The sequence below is a fragment of the Verrucosispora sioxanthis genome, from assembly GCF_010560025.1.
Lineage (GTDB): Bacteria > Actinomycetota > Actinomycetes > Mycobacteriales > Micromonosporaceae > Micromonospora > Micromonospora palythoicola.
This window is the reverse complement of sequence record NZ_SAIY01000013.1, coordinates 102,794-120,866: the sequence shown is the minus strand read 5'-3', so window position 1 is coordinate 120,866 and position 18,073 is coordinate 102,794. Positions and strand designations below refer to the sequence as shown.

Here is an 18,073-nt window from a genome sequence, read left to right as displayed (position 1 = left end):
GTGAATTCCCGCTCTTCCGCCCTGGGAGGTGGGTAATCGGCTGGCTACATTGAATTATGGTGCCCGCCCCCGGAGGACGGGCGGAGGAGCCGGTCTACCGTCCCGTCCTCGCCGCCCGGCGCGGGGAACTGGAGGCGCTCGGCCACCTCGATGACGCCCTCGCCCCGCTGCTCAGCCCGATCCTGCAACTGTCCGAACTCGACAGAACCGTCCTCGACGCGCTGACCCGGCTGCCGCCCGGGCTGCGGCCCGCCGTCGAGATCGGTGCCCTGCCCGACACGACGGCGTCCGTGCTGACCCGCCGGGGCGTACCGGTGGTGCCGGTGATCGGGCTGACGGACGGCGAGCGGCGGCTGGCGGCGCTGGGTGCCACGGCTCGGGCGCAGACCCAGCGGGCCGTGGTGCGGCTGCGGCTACGTCGGGACCGGGCCGGCCCGGACGCCACCACCGTGGCCGTGGAGCGGATCGGCAGACACGCACGGCTGGCCCCGGAGCAGTGTGATCTGGTGCTCGACTGCGGCGACGTGTGCTGCCCGGCGGACGTCCGGCTGGTCGAGCCCCGGGTCCGGCGGATGCTGGACTGGACCCGCCGACACACCTGGCGTTCGGTGAGCATGGTGGCCGGTGGCATGCCGCCGGTGCTGTCCCGGCTGCCCATCGACGAGCCGGTACGGGTGGACCGCTGGGACTGGCTGCTCTGGCAGCGGCTGGCCGACCTGGGCGTCACTTTCGGCGACTACGGTGTGGCCTCGGCCACGGGCCAGCCCACCATCGACCGCCACCTGACGGTCCCGTACACCGGCGACGGCGTCTGGTTGATCCACCGGTGGTCGCGCCGCCGAGGTCAGGGTGACCAGCGGGTCGCGGACCTGTGCCGAACGCTGGTGTCGGGGCCGCACTGGCCGCCGACCGGCGCGAGCTTCTCCTGGGGAGACCAGGAGATCTCGCGCCGGGCACGCCGGGGTGCCGGGGCAGGCTCGGCAACCAACTGGATGGCGTGGAGCACCTCCCACCATCTGGCCCACGTGTTGAACGCGCTGGCCCGGTCTACTCCTTCTCGGTGAACCCGAACTGCACGACGCCCTCGTCGTCGACGGTCGCGTCGACCGAGGCGTCACCGAGCAGGTCGGCCGCGTCGGAGTCGAGAAAGATCCGGGCGCCCTGGTTGTCGACCACCTGGTCACCCTCGACCGGGGCGGGTACCAACTCGACGCTTAGTGAGCCAGCGCTGGTGTCCGCGGCGATGCGTACCCCGCCGCCCTCGGAGACGTCCTGCTGTGCGGCGAGATCACGGATCACCAGGACGGCATTGTCGGTCATCGTGAGCATGGTGGGACTCCTCGTGGGTTTCTGGGCTCCCGGGCGGTGCCATCCACCGCCACATCGGGGCAGCTCAAGGCCCCTCCAGTCCCCACGGTGCCCGCTGCCGAGGCGTCCGTCAAATAGAGCGATGTCAGCGCGACACGAGGCATTACGGCCCGCTGAGCGGGTATCGGTACCGGTTGCGCCCCGTGCGCGCTGACCCGCCTCGCGCGCCGCTCAGGCCGGGGGTCGGGGCGGCAACGCGGCAGCGGGATCCCCGCGTTCGATGAGCGCGGCGATGTCGGCGTCGCGCAGGCCGCGTAGTGCGAGCACCCGGGTACCCCACCGGTGCAGCCGGCACGGGTGCGGGCTGGCGTCGTTGCGGCAGACCGTGCCGCCGGACCAGCGTCGGGGTGCGTGCACCACGACAGCTCGCACGGCGAACTGGGCATCCTCGGCGGTCACGTACGGCGGCAGCGGAATATCCCGCAGCCCCACCCCGGGCCGCTCGCCGGTGGGCGGGGCGGGACGGACGGTACTGCTGCTGTTCATCGGCCTGGCCTCCACACAGGACAGTCGAACACGGACAGCAGGACGTTACGACCCGGTGGACCCGCAGTGACGGACAAACTGTCCCGTGGGCTCAGCCGGTCGCGGCCTGTGCCCGCAGCGCCGCCGCGGTCTGGCCGGGGTCGTAGCCCGGACCCACCCCGTCGAAGATGATCGCCGCGGCGTCGATGTGCCGCGTCCGCAGCGGCAGGATCTCCTGGTACGCCGGCGAGTCGTACCAGGCGTGGGCCCGCTGCCGATCGGGGAACTCGAGGATGACCACGCTGCCCGGCCACTCCCCCTCGCGTACGTCCACCTCCGGGCCGTGCACCACGAACCGGCCGCCGAAGGGCTCCAGGGTGGCCTGGATCCGCTCCAGGTAGGTCAGAATATCCTCGTTGACCTGCGGGTTCCGCAGGTGCGCCAAGGCGAAAGCGGGCATCGTTCGTCCTCCCCGGTCGTCTCGTCAGGCCCGTTCGAGCAGCACCACCGGGATGTCCCGGTCGGTCTTCGTCTGGTAGTCGTCGTAGGCCGGCCAGATGGCGGTCATCACCGGCTACAGCCGCGCCTTCTCCTCGGGCGTGGCCGTGCGCGCCCGGGCGGTGAACCGGTCGGCACCGACCTGCACCTCGACCTGCGGCTCGGCCAGCAGGTTGAGATACCAGGCCGGGTGCTGCGGTGCCCCACCCTGGGAGGCGACCACCGCGTACGCGTCGCCGGACCGGCCGTAGATCAAGGCGGTACGCCGCAACGCGCCACTGCGCCGCCCACGAGTGGTCAACAGCAGCGTGAAGACGCCTGGTCGCCACTCGTGCCCGTCGGCACCGCCGGTCTCGACGTAGCTGTTGATGTGCTCGGCCACCCCGTTCGTGGGGCTGTCCAGTACCCGTTCGCCCGTGGTCATGCGGTCCTCCCGGTCGTGTGGACGGTCGCAGACCAGGCTACTGCCGAGTCCCCCGGTGCACCCGCCAGTGCTGCCCGCTCCTCCTGACGGGCGTCAGCCGCGGATGTCGAACCCGAGGGCCCGGGCGAGGGTCGCCGCCTGCATCAGGTCGATGACCGCTCCCTTGCGGTGCACCGAGGCCGGGTCCAGCCCGGCCAGGTCGCTGCCGCGCAGATCCGCACCGGTCAGCCGCGCCCCGCGCCACTGCACGTCGGACAGGTCGCACCCGGTCAGCACCGCGCCGGACAGGTCGGCGCCGGACAGGTCGGTCTCGCGCATCCGTACGCCGGTGAACCGCGCGCCGCGCAGGTCGCCGCCGGCCAGGGTGAGAAACGACCAGTCGCCTCCGGCCACGGTCAACGGCCGCAGGTCGCAGCGGTCGAAGGTGGCGCCCAGCAGCTTGCAGCCGGTGAACTCCGCCTCGAACAGGTTGCACCGGGTGAAGACGCACCGGGTGAAGGCCGAGTCGACGTGCCGGGAGACGTTGAAGGCCACGTCGCCGAAGGTGCAGCCCTCGAAGACCGCGCCCTGGCTGGTCGCCTCGGTGAGATCCACCCGGTGGAAGGTGCAGTTGACGAAGTGCCGGTCGGCCAGGTCCTCGGCGTACCAGTCCTCGTCGTGGAAGGTGACGTCCTCGGTCGGCTCCGGCATGACCAGCAGGCTAGCCAGTGACCCCGACAACAGAGCTTCCGCGCCTCGCGTACCGGCCGGTAGGTTCCCTGGGGTGAGCATCACAACCAGCATCGAGGCGGGACAGGTCGGATTCGACCCGGCGCGGCTGGCCCGCATCGACGAACATTTCGCCGGCTACGTCGACGCCGGGCGGCTCGCCGGCTGGCAGGCGGTGGTCACCCGACGCGGCGAGATCGCGCACAGTTCGACGTACGGGCTGCGGGACCGCGAGGCGGGCGCGCCGGTGGAGCCGGACACCCTCTGGCGGATCTACTCGATGACCAAGCCGATCACCTCGGTCGCGGCGATGATGCTCTGGGAGGAGGGTCGCTTCGAGCTGACCGACGAGGTCGGCCGCTGGCTGCCCGAGTTCGCCGACATGCGGGTCTACTCGAAGGGTTCGACCCTCAAGCCGTACACGGTGCCGGCAATCGAACCGATCCGGATCTGGCACCTGCTCACCCACACCGCCGGGTTGACCTACGGCTTCATGCAGACGTCGGTGGTCGACGGGCTGTACCGGGCCGCCGGCTACGACCTCTACCCGCCGGCCGAGGTCGACCTGGCCGAGGCCTGCAGGGTCTTCGGTGAGCTGCCGCTGCTGTTCCAGCCCGGCACCGCCTGGGGCTACTCGGTCGCCACCGACGTGCTCGGCCGGCTGATCGAGGTGGTCTCCGGGCAGAGCCTGGACACCTTCCTGACCGAGCGGATCCTGCGTCCGCTGGGCATGGCCGACACCCGCTGGCACGTCGACGGCACCGACGCCGAGCGGTTGGCCGCGCTGTACGTGCCGGATCCGGCGTCCGGTCGCGCGGTGCGGCACGACGCGCTCGGCGCGCTGGCGTACGAGAAGCCGGTGCTGCTCTCCGGCGGGGGTGGGCTGATCTCGTCGGCCGCCGACTACCACCGCTTCACCCAACTGCTGCTGCGCGGCGGCGAGCTGGACGGCACGCGGCTGCTCGGTCCCCGGACGGTGCGCTTCATGACTCGCAACCACCTGCCCGGCGGCCAGGACCTGGGCACCCTGTCCACCGGCGGGTTCGCCGAGACCAACCTCGACGGCGTCGGGTTCGGGCTCGGCTTCGCGGTCGTCGACGACCCGGTGCCGAGCCGGGTGCCGAGCAGCGTCGGCGAGTACTACTGGGGCGGCGTGGCCAGCACCGCGTTCTGGGTCGACCCGGTCGAGGAGATCACCGCCATGTTCTTCACCCAGCTGATGCCGTCGAGCACCTGGCCGCTCCGCCCGCAGCTGCGCCAGCTGGTCTACTCGGCACTCGTCGACTGAGCCGTTCCGCCGACGCCCACCCGACCGAATCCCTAGCCTGGGAGGCGTGGTCAACATCGTCGTGTTCGGCGCGGGTGGCACCGCCGGTTCGCGGATCGTCCGGGAGGCGTTCGACCGGGGGCACCGGGTGGTGGCCGCGGTGCGCCGTCCCGAGGCGGACGCGCCGTACCTGCCGGCCGGGGTTCGGGTCGTCACCGGGGACGCGACAAGTGTCCGCAGCGTGCGGGAGCTGGCACCGGAGGCGGACGCGTTGGTCGTGGCGATCGGCGGCGGTGACCGTACGCTGTGGCCCGACGCGGCGCGAACCGTGCTCGACGCGTTGCGCGGGATGCCGGCGGCGCCCCGGGTCATCCACGTCGGCGGCGGTGCCACCCTGCTCGGCCCGGCCGGCACGCCGCTGCTGGACGACCCGGACTTCCCCGACGAGTACCGCGACGCCGCGCTGGGCCAGGCGGCGGCCCTCGACGTCTACCGCTCCTCGGCCGACGGGGTGACCTGGACGTACGTCTGCCCACCACCGCTGGAGTTCCACCCGGGCGAGCGCACCGGCCGGTACCGCACCGGCACGGACCAGCCGGTGACCGACGCGCAGGGCCGCAGTGTGCTCAGCTACGAGGACCTGGCGGTCGCGGTGGTCGACGAGATCGAGAACGGCCGCTTCCGGAACATGCGGTTCACCGCCGCGTACTGAGCACGATCGCGGCAAATCTGATCTTGAGTGACGGCGACCCGCCGGATAGATTCGAGTCTCTGTGACCCGGACGTCACACCCCTGACGCGCGGGTCGGACCTCGAATCAGGAGGGCGCCGTCTTGGCCTCGCACGACGACACCGTGACATCCCCGCACGAATCGTCCCGCTCCACCGGATCAGCCTCGTTCGACCGGCGACGGATGTTGACCGTCGCGCTCGGCGGTGCCGCCGCCGTGGCGCTGCCCGCCCCCGCCTGGGCGGTCGCCGACCGGCGTCCGGGAGCGCACCGCCCCCCGACCCTCACCCCGTCCGACCGGATCGTCGTCGCCCAGCTGTCGGCGAAGCGTGCCCTGCACCACCTGAAGGTGCTCTCCGAGGACATCGGCCCGCGCATCGGGGGCACCGACTCGGAGCGCCGGGCGGCGCACTACATCGCCGGCCAGCTCGACCGCCTGCGTTACGACACCACGCTGCAACCCTTCCCGGTCGCCGACAAGTTCCTCGCCCAGCTCAGCTCACCGTCCGGGCTGCCCCGGGACCTGAACTGGCAGGCCGGCGCGAGCGGACAGGCCGCGCTGGACACCCGGGTCTCCGCACCCGTGGTCGACGTCGGCGCGGGTGCGCCCGGCGACTACCCGGCCGACGTCAGCGGCCGGATCGTGCTCGTGGACTACGTCGCGGCCCAGCGCGAGCAGCTCGCGGCCACCGCCGTGGCGGCCGGTGCGGCAGCCGTGGTCTTCCTGCCGGCCGACCTGGTGGAGCCGCGTCGCGCGTCGGCGTTCTCCCCACGCTGCCCGGCTCCGCCGCCACGCCGCTGCCGATTCCGGTGGTCGGGGTGGCCCAGGCGCAGAAGCACCGGCTGCGCGCGCTGCTGGCCGCCGGGCCGCTCACCCTGACCATCGTCACCACCGCCCACCGGGGACTGACCTCGCACAACGTGCTGGCCGAGCGGCGCGGTCGGGCGGGCCGCGATGGGCCGGTGGTCATGGTCAGCGCCCACTACGACTCGGTCATCGGCGCGCCGGGCGCCAACGACGACGGCTCGGGCACCGTGCTCTGCCTGGAACTGGCCCGGGTGTTGAGGGCGGTGCCGACGAACGCCACGGTGCGCTTCGCCCTGTGGGGCTCGGAGGAGCAGGGGTTGATCGGCTCCCGCTACTACGTGGCCCAGCTGCCGCAGCCCGAGCGGGACCGGATCCTCGCCGTCTACCAGAACGACATGGTCGCCACCAGCTGGGACCCGGCGACCCGGTACTGGCTGTTGTCGTTCACCGGCGAGAGCAACCGGGCCACCGACGAGGTCGCGGCCGCCGCCCGGCGGCTCGGCTACGAACCACGGATCTCGCCGGTCACCCAACGCGGCGCCAGCGACCACCAGTCGTTCCAGGAGGTCGGTATCGCCAGCGCGAACTTCTCCTGGCGCGGCGAGGAGTCACCGGCGCTGCTCGAACCGCCGTACCACAGCCCCGAGGACACCATCGCCAAGAACATCAGCCTGGAACGGCTCCAGGTGTCGATGGAACTGATCGGCTGCGCCGCGTACGCGACGGCTCGGTGCTGAACCCCGGCGGGGCGCGGCACCTGCGCCGCGCCCCGTCGCGGGGCTCACTCGGCCAGTCGAGCGGGAAAGCCTCCGGTCGCCACAGGGCCCCAGCCGGTGACGGTGATCCTGATCAGCGACTTGCCCTGCCGCCGCATCGCCTCCCGGTATTCGTCCCAGTCCGGATGCTCGCCGGAGATACTGCGGAAGTACTCCACAAGCGGTTCGAGGGCCTCGGGCAGGTCGAGCACCTCGGCGGTGCCGTCGACCTGCACCCACGGACCGTTCCAGTCGTCGGAGAGCACACAGGCCGACACCCGGGGGTCGCGGCGGATGTTGGCGACCTTCGCGCGTTCCGGATAGGTGGAGATAACCAGCCGGCCCTGCGCGTCCAGCCCGGCCGAGACCGGCGAGGACTGTGGGCGGCCGTCGGCGCGGGTGGTCAGCAGCACCACCCGGTGCCGGGGGCGGAGGAACTCGAGCAGTGCGTCCCGGTCGACCCGGGTGTTACGCGCGATCATGCGTGCCATCGCTCGTTTCTACCAGCACTCAGGCGTGCTGACCGACGGACGGCTGGCTGGGTACGCGCGGGCGCAGCGACGGTCGCCAGGCCCGGCCGTTGGCGTAGATGATCCGGAAACCCAGGTACGACGCGAGCGGCGCCCAGTGCGCCGAGCCCATCCGCAGCTCGGCGGCGTTGTGGCGGCGGCCGTTGGCGAGCACGTCGAGCAGCACGGTCTCGAACGCCGCCGACTCGACCCAGTCCACCTCGCGGGTGAAGCCGCAGATCAAGGCGGCGCCGGTGACGGCGAGGAAGTCCCGCAGCACCGGTTCGGGAGCACGTAGCACCGAACAACTGCCGAAGTAGAGGCGTCGTCCCTCGCAGCGTCCGGCCATCAGCTCGGCCACCTCGGTGAGTTCCACCGAATGCCAGTCGGTGAGACACAACCGGTTCGGTTCGCCGTGCATGGCGAAGAAGCCGAGCCGGTGGTCGGCGTACTGCTTCAGCAGCCAGCGGTCGATGAAGTAGAACAGCTCGTCCCGGGTGGCCGCGTCCTTGTGGATGAAGCGGACCTTGCCCAGCCGTTCGAGCAGTTCCAGGGTGGGCAGCACGGATCCGCGCTCGTTGAGGTCACGGTGCCACTGGCCCTCGACACAGAAGATGCCACCACGCGCCACGCCCACCTCCCGTCGTCACCGGCGCTGACGTTACCGGGCCGGTTGACCCGGTGAACATCACCCTCCGTGGCACCGGCTGCGACCTTCCGCACCGAAATGGCTGCTCTACGGCTGCTCACCACCGAATGCCGGTTTCCAAAACGGGCCTAATTCACAGGCAATGCCCAGGTAAGGCGAATTGCGAGGACAATTCTCGTTTATCCCCTCCAATCGGCTGCTCCGGTGCGAGGGTGGATCCACGGGACAGCCTGGTCGAAGTCCCGGATGCATCCCATTCACTCTCCTATCGGGAGGACTTCTGTGCGCGTACACACCTTGAAACGGGCAGTCGTCGCCCTCGCCCTGGCCTTGCCGGGCGCCGCGATCGCCTCGGTGGTCGCCGCGCCAGCGGCCCATGCCGACGGCTGCTACACCTGGAACCGCAACCTCTATCAGGGGCGTTCCGGCAGCGACGTGCGCGAGCTGCAACTACGGATAGCCGGCTGGGCCGGCAACAACAACGTCGTGGAACTCGACGGCCGGTTCGGCCCGAAGACCGCCGCCGCGGTTCGCCGCTTCCAGTCCGCGTACGGCCTCAAGGTCGACGGGGTCGCCGGGCCACAGACCTACCGGAAGCTGTACCAGCTCCAGGACAACAACTGCACGCCCCGGCACTTCGCCTACACCGAGATGGACGACGGCTGCGGCGGCAGCGGGTGGGACGGTGGCCCGCTGAGCACCGGGCAGACCCGGCAGAACGCGCTGCGCACCATGTGGAAGCTGGAGGCGCTGCGCAAGAGCCTCGGTGACCAACCGCTGATCGTGACCAGCGGGTTCCGCAGCCGCACCTGCAACAACCGGGTGGGTGGGGCGTCGGACAGCCAGCACCTCTACGGCAACGCCGCCGACCTCATCTCCCGGGACAGGTCGCTGTGCCAGATCGCCCGACAGGCGCGCAACCACGGTTTCAGCGGCATCATCGGGCCCGGCGTGTCCGGCCACAACAGCCACGTCCACGTGGACTCGCGGCGGGAGAACAACCAGGACCGCAGCGCGAACAACACCTACTGGGCGGCACCCAGCTGCGGAATCCCGGCCGGGAACCGCTGATCGCACGGTGCATCGCGACGCCGGCCCGGGCGCGGGAGGGGAATGACCGCGCGCTCCGGGCCGGCGTCGTACCGCCGGCGGGCGAGCCCGCTCAGCTCGCCCGCGGCCAGCGCGGCGCGGTGGCGGGGTGCCACCGGCCGGCCGGAGCCGGGCGCCCGCACACCGGTACGCCCAACCGGGGCGGCCACCCGGGGCGCCGGGCCACGCGCCGGGTACCCGGGGGCGCGGTCGGGTCGTGCCGGATGACCGGCGGCCCGCGGCGGGTAACCGGCGGCGCGGTCAGTGCCCGCCGGACGCGCGGCGGGCGTACGTCCCGCCGACGGCCCATTGATCAGAAATGGGAACGGCACGTGCACGAACGGATTGCCGTGCCGGATCAGGGCGTCGAGCTGTCGCTCGTTGAGCCCGTGGTTCAGCAGTACCGTCCGACCCCAACGATGCAGCCGGCAGGGGAACCGGGCACCGTCGTTGCGGCACAGCGCCCCGGACGGCCACTCCTCGGCCGCGTGCACGACCACCGCCCGGACGGCCAGCCGGACGTCCTCGGGGGTCAACGGCGTCGGGACCGGCAACTCGCCCAGAATCTGATCGATGGGATCCGTCGACTGCTCATCAACTCGCACGGCAGACCTCCCGCAGCTCCGGTAGCGGTGCGCTTGAGCACCGCACCTCGAGCAGTGGTACGGCCACCGCGACGGGATGGTTCAAACCGGTTTTCAGACCAGCCCGGCGTCGTGGACGAGCAGGGCCACCTGCACCCGGTTGTTGAGTCCGAGCCGGGTCAGCAGCCGGGAGACGTACGCCTTGACGGTGGCCACGCTCATGAACAGCTCGGCGGCGATCTCGGCGTTGGTGCGCCCCCGACCGAGCGCCACGGCGACGGCGCGTTCCCGCTCGGTCAGGCCCCCGATCAGGCGCGCGGCCCGGTCCGCCGTGGGTCGGCCGCCGGTCCGGCCGTGACGTGTTCGATGAGGGTCCGGTGACCGTCGGCGACAGCGTCGCCTCGCCGGCCGCCACCCGGCGCACCGCCCGCACGATCTCCACCGGCGGAGTGTCCTTCAGCAGGAAGCCGCCGGCCCCGGCGCCAGCGCCCGCAGCACGTGCTCGTCGGCGTCGAACGTGGTCAGCACGAGCACCTCCGGCGGCCGGGGCAGCCCGCGCAGCGCCTCGGTGGCGGCCAGCCCGTCCAGCCGGGGCATCCGGATGTCCATCAGCACCACGTCCGGCCGGCACGCGGCGGCGGCCTGGACGACCTCGCTGCCGTCGGCCGCCTCGCCGACCACCTTCAGGTCCGGCGTACCGCCGAGGATCATCGACAGACCGGCGCGTACCAGCGCGTCATCGTCCACGATCAGGACCCGCACCAACTGCTCGCCGCCGGCAGCGGGGCGTCGGCGGCTGCCTCCGCCGACGCCGCGCCACCGCCCTCGGCGGCGGCCGGCACCGGGCCGGTCACGTCGCCGGCCACGGCAGCCACGCGGCCAACCGGAAGTCGCCCCGCTCGTCGCAGCCGTGCTCCATCCGCCCACCGGCGAGACTGACCCGCTCGGCGATGCCGACCAGACCGGTGCCGGTGCCGGGGATGGCCGTCCCGGGCAGCTCACCCACCGGCCTGCGGTTACGGATCTCCACCCGCAGCCCGTCACCGGGCCCCCCGTCGAGGCCGACGGTGACGGCGGCGCCGTGGGCGTGCTTGCGGGCGTTGGTGAGCCCCTCCTGCACGATGCGGTAGACGCTGCGTCCCACGGCCACCGGTAGCCGGTCCGGCGCGGACACCTGCTCCCGCAGGTCGACGCGGGTTCCGGCCGCCCGGGACTCGGCGATCAGGGCCGGTAGGTCGTCGAGGGTCGGCTGGGGCCGTTCCGGGTCGTCGGGCAGCGAGGTCTCGGCGCGCAGCACGCCGATCACCTCGCGCAGATCCTGGAGGGCGGCGTGCGCGCTGTCCCGGATCACCCCGGCCGCCCGGGCCACCTCCGGGGCGGGCGCGTCGGGGCGGAACTCCAGCGCCCCGGCGTGCAGGCTGAGCAGCGAGATCCGGTGGGCGAGCACGTCGTGCATCTCCCGGGCGATGCGGGTCCGCTCCAACTGCCGCGCCTGGGTGACGCGCAGCTGCTGCTCGGCCTCGGCCCGCTCGGCGCGCTCGCGCAGCGACAGCACAAGTTGCCGGCGCGCCCGCACGAACATGCCCCAGGCCAGCACCAGCAGGGTGATCACCACGCCCCAGAGGGTGGATATCCAGTACCCGCTGACGGGATCGGGACGCAGCAGGGCGAAGAAGAAGCTGGTGACGAGCCCGGCTCCGGTGACGGCCAGGGCGACCGCCGTCCGACGGTGCACCACCACCGTGAAGTAGATGATCAACAGGGCGATGCTGGAGGCGACGGAGAACATCGCCAACGGCAGCGTCGCCAGGGCCACCCCCACCGGCCAGCGACGCCGCAGCCAGAGCGCCGCCGTGCAGAGCTGGCCGAAGAGGGCGTCGGCCGCGATCATCCAGTCGTAAGGCAGCCGGTCGGCGAAGGTCGGGTTCGGGGAGGCGGCGTCGAAGGTGGCCAGCACCACCCAGGCCAGGGAGACCAGGAAGGCGAGGCTGTCGACAAGCCAGTCACGGGGGGTGCGCCGTGACCGGCGGCCCGCCCCAGGGTCCAGCGCCCCGGGCAGCAGACCCGGGTGATCGAGTACGACGGCGCTGGTCACAGGCGCAATGGTAGGCAGCCGGTCGGGCACCGGACCAGCTACCAAAGTCGCGACCTCGGCATCGACCTTGGTCTGCGCGGGGCAGACCGATGGCCGCTGCGGATGGCCGGCCGGCTCGGACACGCTGGCAGCCATGATCGCCGTACATCAGCTCACCAAACGGTACGGGCGGCACACCGCCGTCGAGGACGTGTCGTTCCACTGCGAACCGGGCACGGTCACCGGGTTCCTGGGCCCCAACGGGGCCGGCAAGTCCACCACCATGCGCATGATCTGCGGGCTCACCCCGCCGACCGCCGGCACCGCCACCGTCGACGGACGGCCGTACCGGCAGCTGCCCAACCCGGGCCGTACGGTCGGGGTGCTGCTGGACGCCTCCGCCCAGCACGCCGGGCGGACCGGCCGGGAGGCACTGGCCGTGGCGGCGGCGACGATGGGCGTCGACCGGCGCCTGGTCGGCGAGCTGCTCGACCGGGTGGGGCTGGGCCCGACAGCGGCCCGGCGGCGGGTGCGGGCGTACTCGCTGGGCATGCGTCAGCGGCTCGGCCTGGCGCACGCGCTGCTGGGTGACCCCCGGGTGCTGATCCTCGACGAGCCGGCGAACGGCCTGGACCCGGAAGGGATCTTCTGGATGCGCGGCCTGCTGCGCGACTTCGCCGACCGGGGCGGCACCGTGCTGCTCTCCTCCCACCTGTTGCGCGAGGTGGAGGCGGTCGCGGACCGGCTGGTGGTTATCGGGGGCGGCCGGATCGTGGCCCAGGGCGGCAAGGACGAGTTGCTCGCCGGCGACGGCGCGGTGGTACGGGCCCGCGAGGACGCGGCGTTGCGCGCCGCGTTGCACCGGGCCGGCCTGACGGTAAGCGAGGGCTCCGAAGGGCTGCTGGTCGGTGCCGACACCGAGGCGGTCGGGCAGGTCGCCCTGGCCGCCGGGGTGGCCCTCACCGAGCTACGTCCGGCCGGCGGCGGCCTGGAGCAATTGTTCCTCACCCTGACCGCCACCGCGCCCGACCCGGTCGTGCCCGCCACCACCACCGTCGAACCGACCGGGGAGGTCGTCCGATGACCACCGTCACCACCACGCCCGAGGCCGCTCCGGCACACCGCCGGGCCGAGCAGCGGCCGTCGCTGGCCCGGCTGACCGCCGTGGAGCTGCGCAAACTCGTCGACACCCGAGCAGGTCGCTGGCTGCTGATCACCATCGGCCTGGTCAGCGCCGTCATCGTCACCCTGCAACTGGTGTACGCGCCGGACGACGAGCAGACCTTCGCCAACTTCTTCACGCCGTCGCTGGTGCCGGTGGGCTTCCTGCTGCCGGTGCTGGGCATCCTGTCGATCACCAGTGAGTGGTCCCAGCGCACCGCCTTGACCACCTTCGCGCTGGTGCCCCGGCGGGAACGGGTGATCGCGGCGAAGCTCGTCGCGGTGGTGCTGGCCGCGCTGGCGTCGGTGCTGACCAGTCTCGCGGTGGCCGCCGTCGGCACGCTGGTCTCGTCGGCGACCGGCGGCGCGGGAAGCTGGCAGTTCGACCGGATGCTGCTCGTGCACGCCGCCGTGTTCCAGGTGGCCACCGCGCTGATCGGGGCCGGCTTCGGTCTGCTGCTGCTGCACAGTCCGCTGGCCATCGTGGTCTACCTGGTGCTGCCGATCGTGTGGTCGGTGCTGGGCGAGCTGGTCCGGCCGCTGCACCGCGTCGCCGGTTGGCTGGACACGAACCTGACCATGGAGCCGCTGTTCACCGCCGAGGTGACCGCTGGACAATGGCGAAGGCTCGCGGTGTCGCTGCTGGTGTGGCTGGTCGTGCCGCTGGTCGCCGGGCTGGTCCGGACCCTGCGGCGGGAGGTGACGTGAGGGCGTACGGAACACCGACCGTGGTCAGTGGTGGCATCACCGAGCTGGTCGTGCTCTGGGGCGGGATCCCGCTGGTCGGCGGAGCGCTGGGTGGGTTGCTGGTGGCCGGGTCCGGTTGGGTGGCCGACCTGCCCTGGGCTCCGGTGCAGGGCCTGTTCCGAGCGCTCGACGGCCTGCCCGACCGGTACGCATTACCCGTTGGGGTGGGTGTCGGGATCCTGGTCGGGCTGGTGATCGCCGCCATCGGCACCGCCGAGCGGGTACGGGTGACCGTGTCCGGTGCCGAGGTCCGGCTGCGGGAGGGCAGCTCCGAACGGGAGATCGACCGGCGCGACACCCGGGTTGTCCACCTGGACGGCAAGCACCTGGTGCTGCTCGACGCGGACGACGCCGAGCTGGCCCGGCAGTCGGTCGACCTGCCGGCGAGGGAGCTGGCCGAAGCCTTCCGGGAGCACGGTTGGCCGTGGGCGGAGGCGGATCCGCACCGCGCGGCGTACCGGCTCTGGGTGCCCGATCTGCCCGGCCTGCCGGCGGGCGCGGATGCGCTGCTGCGGGCGCGGCAGGAGGCGTTGAAGCACGACCGGGGCGGCGAGGCCGGGGAGCTGCGCGCCGAACTGTCCCGCTACGGCGTGGTGGTCCGCGACGACGGCAAGCAGCAGCACTTCCGGCTGACCCGGGCCGCCCGGCCGCCGGCCTGACCCGCTGGCGGTCAGGAGAGCAGGGCGGCGGTCAGTGTCGCGGCGACGGCCAGTGAGCCGGTCGTCGCCGCCACCCGCGACCACCGCCGGGGTGCGGTGTTGACCGGCAGGCGTCGCCAGCGGTACCCGGCCAGGGCCAGCCCGGCGCCGGAGGCCGCGAGCCCGAGCGGCCAGAGCCAGCCGGGCACGGCCGACCAGTCGCCGAGCTGGTGGCCCAGGGCCGGGTAGACAACCGCCCAGACGGCGCCCGACAGCACGCTCAGCCGGTCCGGTGCGCCACGCAGCGCGGTGCCGAGCAGCGACAGGCCACCGATGAAGGTGAACAGCAGCGCGATCCCGACCCCTATCCAGGTGGGGTGTCCCGGTGTGGCGGTACCGGCCGAATCGCGGGGCACCCCGAGCAGCCGCAGCCCGATGGGCTCGACGCCCATGTCGGTGTTGCCGAGCACCACCACGCCCCGGCCGGTGGCCCGGTCGAAGCCGACGTACGAGTGGAAGCCGCCGGTGGCGCCGTTGTGCCAGGTGATCTCCCGGTCGCCGTAGCGGGTGGTGAGCCAGCCGTACCCGATGCGGGTGCCGTCGGTGTCGTCGAAGCGCGGATCGCGGGCCTCGGCGCCGGGCGCGGTACCGGCGGCGGTGGCCGCGACGAGTCGCGCGAGATCCTCCACGGTGGACCAGTAGCCGAGACCGGCGGCGGCGTATCCGGTGCCGATCCACGGGTCCGGGGTGCGGCCACTGCCCCGGGCACCCTCGGCCCGATCGGCGGGCAACGCTTCCGAGTTGGTGACCTGGATGGTCGCGGTCATGCCCAGCGGGGTCAACAGTTCCCGGTCGAGCAGCTCGGGGTAGCCGGTGCCGGCGTCGGCCGCGAGAGCCTGGCCGAGCAGCGCCATGCCGAGATTCGAGTAGTGGACCTCGCCCCGGCCGTCGCCGGGTGTCTGGTCGTTCGCGGCGGCGCGGACCCGGTCGACGTCCTGCCCGGCGTACGGGTTGCCGGCCGCGTAGTTGGCCCAGATCGTGCGAGCCCAGTCGGTGACCGAGCTGAGCACGATCCGGGGCAACCCGGCGCGGTGGCTGGCCAGCTCGGCCAGGGTCACGTCCCGGGCGGCACCGGTGATCGCCGGCCAGGTCGCGCCGAGGGTGTCGTCGGGGCGTACCGCCCCGGCGTTGATCTGATGGGCCAGCAGCATGCCGGTGAGCACCTTGGGCACCGATCCGATCTCGAACGGGGTGTCCGGCCGGACCGGGTTGCCGGCGCCGTCGCGGTCACCGAGGCCGGCGGTGCGGATCCGCCCTCCGTCGACCAGGGCGACGGCGAGGCCACGGTAGCCGGCGGGGTCGGCCACGGCCGCCCGGGCGGCGGCGGCCAGGTCGGCGTCGCCGGTCGTCTGTGCGGTCAGCCGAGGTTGCCGGGGCATGAGGCCGAGCCCGGCCAGACCGGCGACCATGCCGGCGACCAGGGCGATGACGGAGGTCTTGCGCATCACGTGCTCCTTCCGTTCCTGCCGGATCGACGCGGGCCGGTCGTGCCGGCCACGGTGGCCTCCTGGCGCGACGGTTGGTGGGTGTGCTCAGCGACCGGCGGCGGTGAGGATGGCCAACAGCGGCACCACCCGCTCGGCGGGGATGGCGTACCGGCCCCGGCCGGCGCTGCGCAGCCAGCCGGCGCCGGTGAGCTGGCGCAGGTGATGGTGCAGCTGGCCGGTTGTGCCCAGGTCCTCGATCCCGGCCAGCTCGGCGGTGCCCTGCCGGCCGCCGAGGATCTCCCGCAGCAGCCGCAGGCGTACCGGGTGGGCCAGCGCCGACAGGACGACCGGCAGGTCGGCCCAGTCGTCGGCCAGCAGGTCCTCGACGCCCCGCCCGTACTGCCAGTCGTAGTGCTGCCCGCCGACCCGGACCGTGCCGGTGTAGAGCACGGCGCCGGCACCGTCGGCGGGCAGTCGCTGCTTGAGCCCGTCGAGCGCCCAGAAGACCCCCTCCGGCAGCGGAGCCGGACCATCGCCGCCGCCGAGCCGCTCGATCAGCTCGGCGACCTGCGCCTCCAGCGCCGCCAACCGTTCCTCCACCTCCGCCATAGTTCGATAGTACGAACTTACGTACTTACGTGCAAGCCGAGGATGATCGACTTTTCGCCGGACGGCCCGCTACCGTCAGTCGTCTTGGGGAGGTACGTCGATGTACGTCGTGTCCGTGATCAACTACAAGGGCGGGGTCGGCAAGACCACGGTGACCGCCAACCTCGGTGCCGAACTGGCCAACCGGGGGATGAAGGTGCTGCTCATCGACCTCGACCCACAGGCCAGCCTGACCTTCGGCTTCTACGACCCGGACGACTGGCGGGAGCGGCTACGCGACACCCGGACGGTGAAACGCTGGTACGACGGCCTGCGCGAGGGCAGCCCGTCGGTCACGCTCAGTGAACTTGTGGTGTCGCCCGGCCCGGCGAACTCCCGGCTCAGCGGCGCCGGCCGGCTCGACCTGATCGCGTCGCATCTGCAACTCGTGGACATCGACCTGGCCCTGGCCCGCAGCGTCGCCGGTGGCGAGGAGTACGACGCCGAACTGTTCCGGGTCCGCGGGTCACTCGCCGAAGGACTGCTCGCCGACGGGCTCGACCCGTACGACATGGTGCTCATCGACTGCCCGCCGAACTTCAACGTGGTCACCCAGTCGGCCATCATCGCCAGCGACCACCTGGTCATCCCGGCCCGCGCCGACTACCTGTCCACCCTGGGCATCGACTACCTGCACGGCAACGTGCGGGAACTGGTCGAGCAGTACAACGCCGACGCGCGCCGGTTCGCCACCGTACGCCGGCACCAGAAGGTCGCTCCCGGCGTGGCCGGCGTGGTCTTCACGATGGTCCAGTTGCTGTCCCAGCAACCCATCGCCACCCACCAGACCTACATGGACCAGGTCCGCAACCTGGGTCTGCCGGTCTTCCCCACCGCGCTGCGGGAGAACGTCACGCTCTACGCGACGAACACCCCGCGCGGCGTGCCGGTGGTGCTGCGCGACCGCGTCACGGTGCCCGCCGTACGCGACGAGCTGCGCCGCCTCGCCACCGAGTTCCTCGACCACCTCCAGCCGACATGAGCGAGCGGCAGCGAGCGAATCATCAACTCGGCGCGTTGGTGCCTCATGGCGGCCCGCAGCGAAGCGAAGGGCCGACATGAGCGAGCGGCAGCGAGCGAATCATCAACTCGGCGCGTTGGTGCCTCATGGCGGCCCGCAGCGAAGCGAAGGGCCGACATGAGCGAGCGGCAGCGAGCGAATCATCAACTCGGCGCGTTGGTGCCTCATGGCGGCCCGCAGCGAAGCGGAGGGCCGACATGAGCGGTCGGGAGGATCTGACCGTCGCCGTCGACCGGCTGGCGACGATGAGCAGCCGCGCCGACGGTACCGCGTACCTCTCCCCCTGGCCGCTGCGCGACCTGCGGGAACTGGCCGCGGAGTTGGGGTTGCGCGGCGTCGGCGGGCTGCGCAAGGCGGACCTGGTCGAGCGGTTGGTCGAGCACACCATCGGCTACCGCCTCACCTCCACCGCGCTACGCCAACGCTGATCCGGCGCGGCACCT

General features: G+C 72.3%; 22 protein-coding genes and 2 pseudogenes. 11 read left to right on the top strand and 13 right to left on the bottom strand.

What is annotated here, in order from left to right:
- The first annotated feature begins 56 nt into the window (after window positions 1-56).
- Window positions 57-1,064, top strand: coding sequence for a beta family protein (locus ENC19_RS27775; protein WP_164450010.1), 1,008 nt, complete (start codon window positions 57-59; stop codon window positions 1,062-1,064).
- Here the strand turns inward: ENC19_RS27775 and ENC19_RS27770 are convergent.
- From ENC19_RS27770 to ENC19_RS27750, 5 genes and pseudogenes are all read right to left on the bottom strand, one after another.
- Complete coding sequence (locus tag ENC19_RS27770) at window positions 1,048-1,329, bottom strand: adhesin (protein WP_164450009.1); 282 nt, start codon at window positions 1,327-1,329, stop codon at window positions 1,048-1,050. The genes ENC19_RS27775 and ENC19_RS27770 overlap by 17 nt on opposite strands.
- 210 nt (window positions 1,330-1,539) lie before the next feature.
- Window positions 1,540-1,854, bottom strand: coding sequence for a hypothetical protein (locus tag ENC19_RS27765; protein WP_164450008.1), 315 nt, complete (start codon window positions 1,852-1,854; stop codon window positions 1,540-1,542).
- Window positions 1,855-1,945: 91 nt separating this feature from the next.
- Window positions 1,946-2,293 carry a DUF1330 domain-containing protein gene (locus tag ENC19_RS27760; RefSeq protein WP_164450007.1) on the bottom strand — a complete coding sequence of 116 codons (348 nt, stop codon included), beginning with the start codon at window positions 2,291-2,293 and terminating at the stop codon, window positions 1,946-1,948.
- Between the two features lie 24 nt (window positions 2,294-2,317).
- A pseudogene (locus ENC19_RS27755) lies at window positions 2,318-2,755 on the bottom strand (nitroreductase family deazaflavin-dependent oxidoreductase).
- A 93-nt stretch (window positions 2,756-2,848) separates the two neighbouring features.
- A complete protein-coding gene (locus ENC19_RS27750) occupies window positions 2,849-3,445 on the bottom strand; it encodes a pentapeptide repeat-containing protein (RefSeq protein ID WP_164450006.1) in 597 nt (198 codons plus the stop codon).
- Window positions 3,446-3,518: 73 nt separating this feature from the next.
- On the opposite strand from ENC19_RS27750, the gene ENC19_RS27745 reads away from it, so the two are divergent.
- From ENC19_RS27745 to ENC19_RS29690, 4 genes are all read left to right on the top strand, one after another.
- Window positions 3,519-4,751, top strand: a complete 1,233-nt coding sequence (locus ENC19_RS27745; RefSeq protein ID WP_164450005.1) for a serine hydrolase domain-containing protein — start codon at window positions 3,519-3,521, stop codon at window positions 4,749-4,751.
- A gap of 46 nt (window positions 4,752-4,797) precedes the next feature.
- Complete coding sequence (locus ENC19_RS27740; RefSeq protein WP_164450004.1) at window positions 4,798-5,442, top strand: NAD(P)-dependent oxidoreductase; 645 nt, start codon at window positions 4,798-4,800, stop codon at window positions 5,440-5,442.
- A 202-nt stretch (window positions 5,443-5,644) separates the two neighbouring features.
- Entirely contained in the window at window positions 5,645-6,340 is a 696-nt protein-coding gene (locus ENC19_RS29695; protein ID WP_208021040.1) for a PA domain-containing protein, read from the top strand.
- Window positions 6,280-7,005: a M20/M25/M40 family metallo-hydrolase gene (locus ENC19_RS29690; RefSeq protein WP_208021039.1), complete on the top strand. Its 726-nt coding sequence runs from the start codon at window positions 6,280-6,282 to the stop codon at window positions 7,003-7,005. Before ENC19_RS29695 ends, ENC19_RS29690 begins: the two co-directional genes overlap by 61 nt.
- Window positions 7,006-7,049: 44 nt before the next feature.
- Here the strand turns inward: ENC19_RS29690 and ENC19_RS27730 are convergent, their stop codons facing one another.
- Together ENC19_RS27730 and ENC19_RS27725 are read right to left on the bottom strand one after the other, a co-directional pair.
- Window positions 7,050-7,514 carry a PPOX class F420-dependent oxidoreductase gene (locus ENC19_RS27730; RefSeq protein ID WP_164450003.1) on the bottom strand — a complete coding sequence of 155 codons (465 nt, stop codon included), beginning with the start codon at window positions 7,512-7,514 and terminating at the stop codon, window positions 7,050-7,052.
- Window positions 7,515-7,533: 19 nt separating this feature from the next.
- Window positions 7,534-8,163, bottom strand: a complete 630-nt coding sequence (locus ENC19_RS27725) for a DUF6642 family protein (protein WP_164450002.1) — start codon at window positions 8,161-8,163, stop codon at window positions 7,534-7,536.
- A gap of 300 nt (window positions 8,164-8,463) precedes the next feature.
- Here ENC19_RS27725 and ENC19_RS27720 point away from each other — a divergent pair, with 300 nt between their 5' ends.
- Complete coding sequence (locus ENC19_RS27720; protein ID WP_164450001.1) at window positions 8,464-9,252, top strand: D-Ala-D-Ala carboxypeptidase family metallohydrolase; 789 nt, start codon at window positions 8,464-8,466, stop codon at window positions 9,250-9,252.
- Here the strand turns inward: ENC19_RS27720 and ENC19_RS27715 are convergent.
- The 4 genes and pseudogenes from ENC19_RS27715 to ENC19_RS27705 all read right to left on the bottom strand — a co-directional run bounded on the left by ENC19_RS27715 (window position 9,207) and on the right by ENC19_RS27705 (window position 11,949).
- Window positions 9,207-9,875: a hypothetical protein gene (locus tag ENC19_RS27715; RefSeq protein WP_235945172.1), complete on the bottom strand. Its 669-nt coding sequence runs from the start codon at window positions 9,873-9,875 to the stop codon at window positions 9,207-9,209. The genes ENC19_RS27720 and ENC19_RS27715 overlap by 46 nt on opposite strands.
- 93 nt (window positions 9,876-9,968) lie before the next feature.
- A pseudogene (locus ENC19_RS27710) lies at window positions 9,969-10,619 on the bottom strand (response regulator transcription factor).
- On the bottom strand, window positions 10,604-10,729 hold the full coding sequence (locus ENC19_RS31150; RefSeq protein WP_268968104.1) for a hypothetical protein: 126 nt from the start codon (window positions 10,727-10,729) through the stop codon (window positions 10,604-10,606). Before ENC19_RS31150 ends, ENC19_RS27710 begins: the two are co-directional and overlap by 16 nt.
- Window positions 10,705-11,949, bottom strand: coding sequence for a sensor histidine kinase (locus ENC19_RS27705; RefSeq protein ID WP_164450000.1), 1,245 nt, complete (start codon window positions 11,947-11,949; stop codon window positions 10,705-10,707). Before ENC19_RS27705 ends, ENC19_RS31150 begins: the two co-directional genes overlap by 25 nt.
- 133 nt (window positions 11,950-12,082) lie before the next feature.
- Here ENC19_RS27705 and ENC19_RS27700 point away from each other — a divergent pair, with 133 nt between their 5' ends.
- From ENC19_RS27700 to ENC19_RS27690, 3 genes are read left to right on the top strand one after another with little or no spacing between them, the layout of a single operon-like run.
- Window positions 12,083-13,012, top strand: coding sequence for an ABC transporter ATP-binding protein (locus ENC19_RS27700; protein ID WP_164449999.1), 930 nt, complete (start codon window positions 12,083-12,085; stop codon window positions 13,010-13,012).
- The gene (locus ENC19_RS27695; protein WP_164449998.1) at window positions 13,009-13,797 is read left to right on the top strand and encodes an ABC transporter permease; all 789 of its coding nucleotides are present in this window, start codon (window positions 13,009-13,011) and stop codon (window positions 13,795-13,797) included. Before ENC19_RS27700 ends, ENC19_RS27695 begins: the two co-directional genes overlap by 4 nt.
- Window positions 13,794-14,495, top strand: coding sequence for a YqeB family protein (locus ENC19_RS27690; protein WP_164449997.1), 702 nt, complete (start codon window positions 13,794-13,796; stop codon window positions 14,493-14,495). Before ENC19_RS27695 ends, ENC19_RS27690 begins: the two co-directional genes overlap by 4 nt.
- An 11-nt stretch (window positions 14,496-14,506) precedes the next feature.
- Here the strand turns inward: ENC19_RS27690 and ENC19_RS27685 are convergent, their stop codons facing one another.
- Together ENC19_RS27685 and ENC19_RS27680 are read right to left on the bottom strand one after the other, a co-directional pair.
- On the bottom strand, window positions 14,507-15,979 hold the full coding sequence (locus ENC19_RS27685; RefSeq protein WP_164449996.1) for a serine hydrolase domain-containing protein: 1,473 nt from the start codon (window positions 15,977-15,979) through the stop codon (window positions 14,507-14,509).
- Between the two features lie 87 nt (window positions 15,980-16,066).
- Window positions 16,067-16,570: an ArsR/SmtB family transcription factor gene (locus tag ENC19_RS27680; protein ID WP_164449995.1), complete on the bottom strand. Its 504-nt coding sequence runs from the start codon at window positions 16,568-16,570 to the stop codon at window positions 16,067-16,069.
- Window positions 16,571-16,670: 100 nt separating this feature from the next.
- Between ENC19_RS27680 and ENC19_RS27675 the strand changes: the two genes are divergently transcribed.
- Window positions 16,671-17,591, top strand: a complete 921-nt coding sequence (locus tag ENC19_RS27675) for a ParA family protein (RefSeq protein ID WP_164449994.1) — start codon at window positions 16,671-16,673, stop codon at window positions 17,589-17,591.
- A 236-nt stretch (window positions 17,592-17,827) separates the two neighbouring features.
- Window positions 17,828-18,058: a Rho termination factor N-terminal domain-containing protein gene (locus ENC19_RS27670; protein WP_164449993.1), complete on the top strand. Its 231-nt coding sequence runs from the start codon at window positions 17,828-17,830 to the stop codon at window positions 18,056-18,058.
- Window positions 18,059-18,073 lie beyond the last annotated feature (15 nt).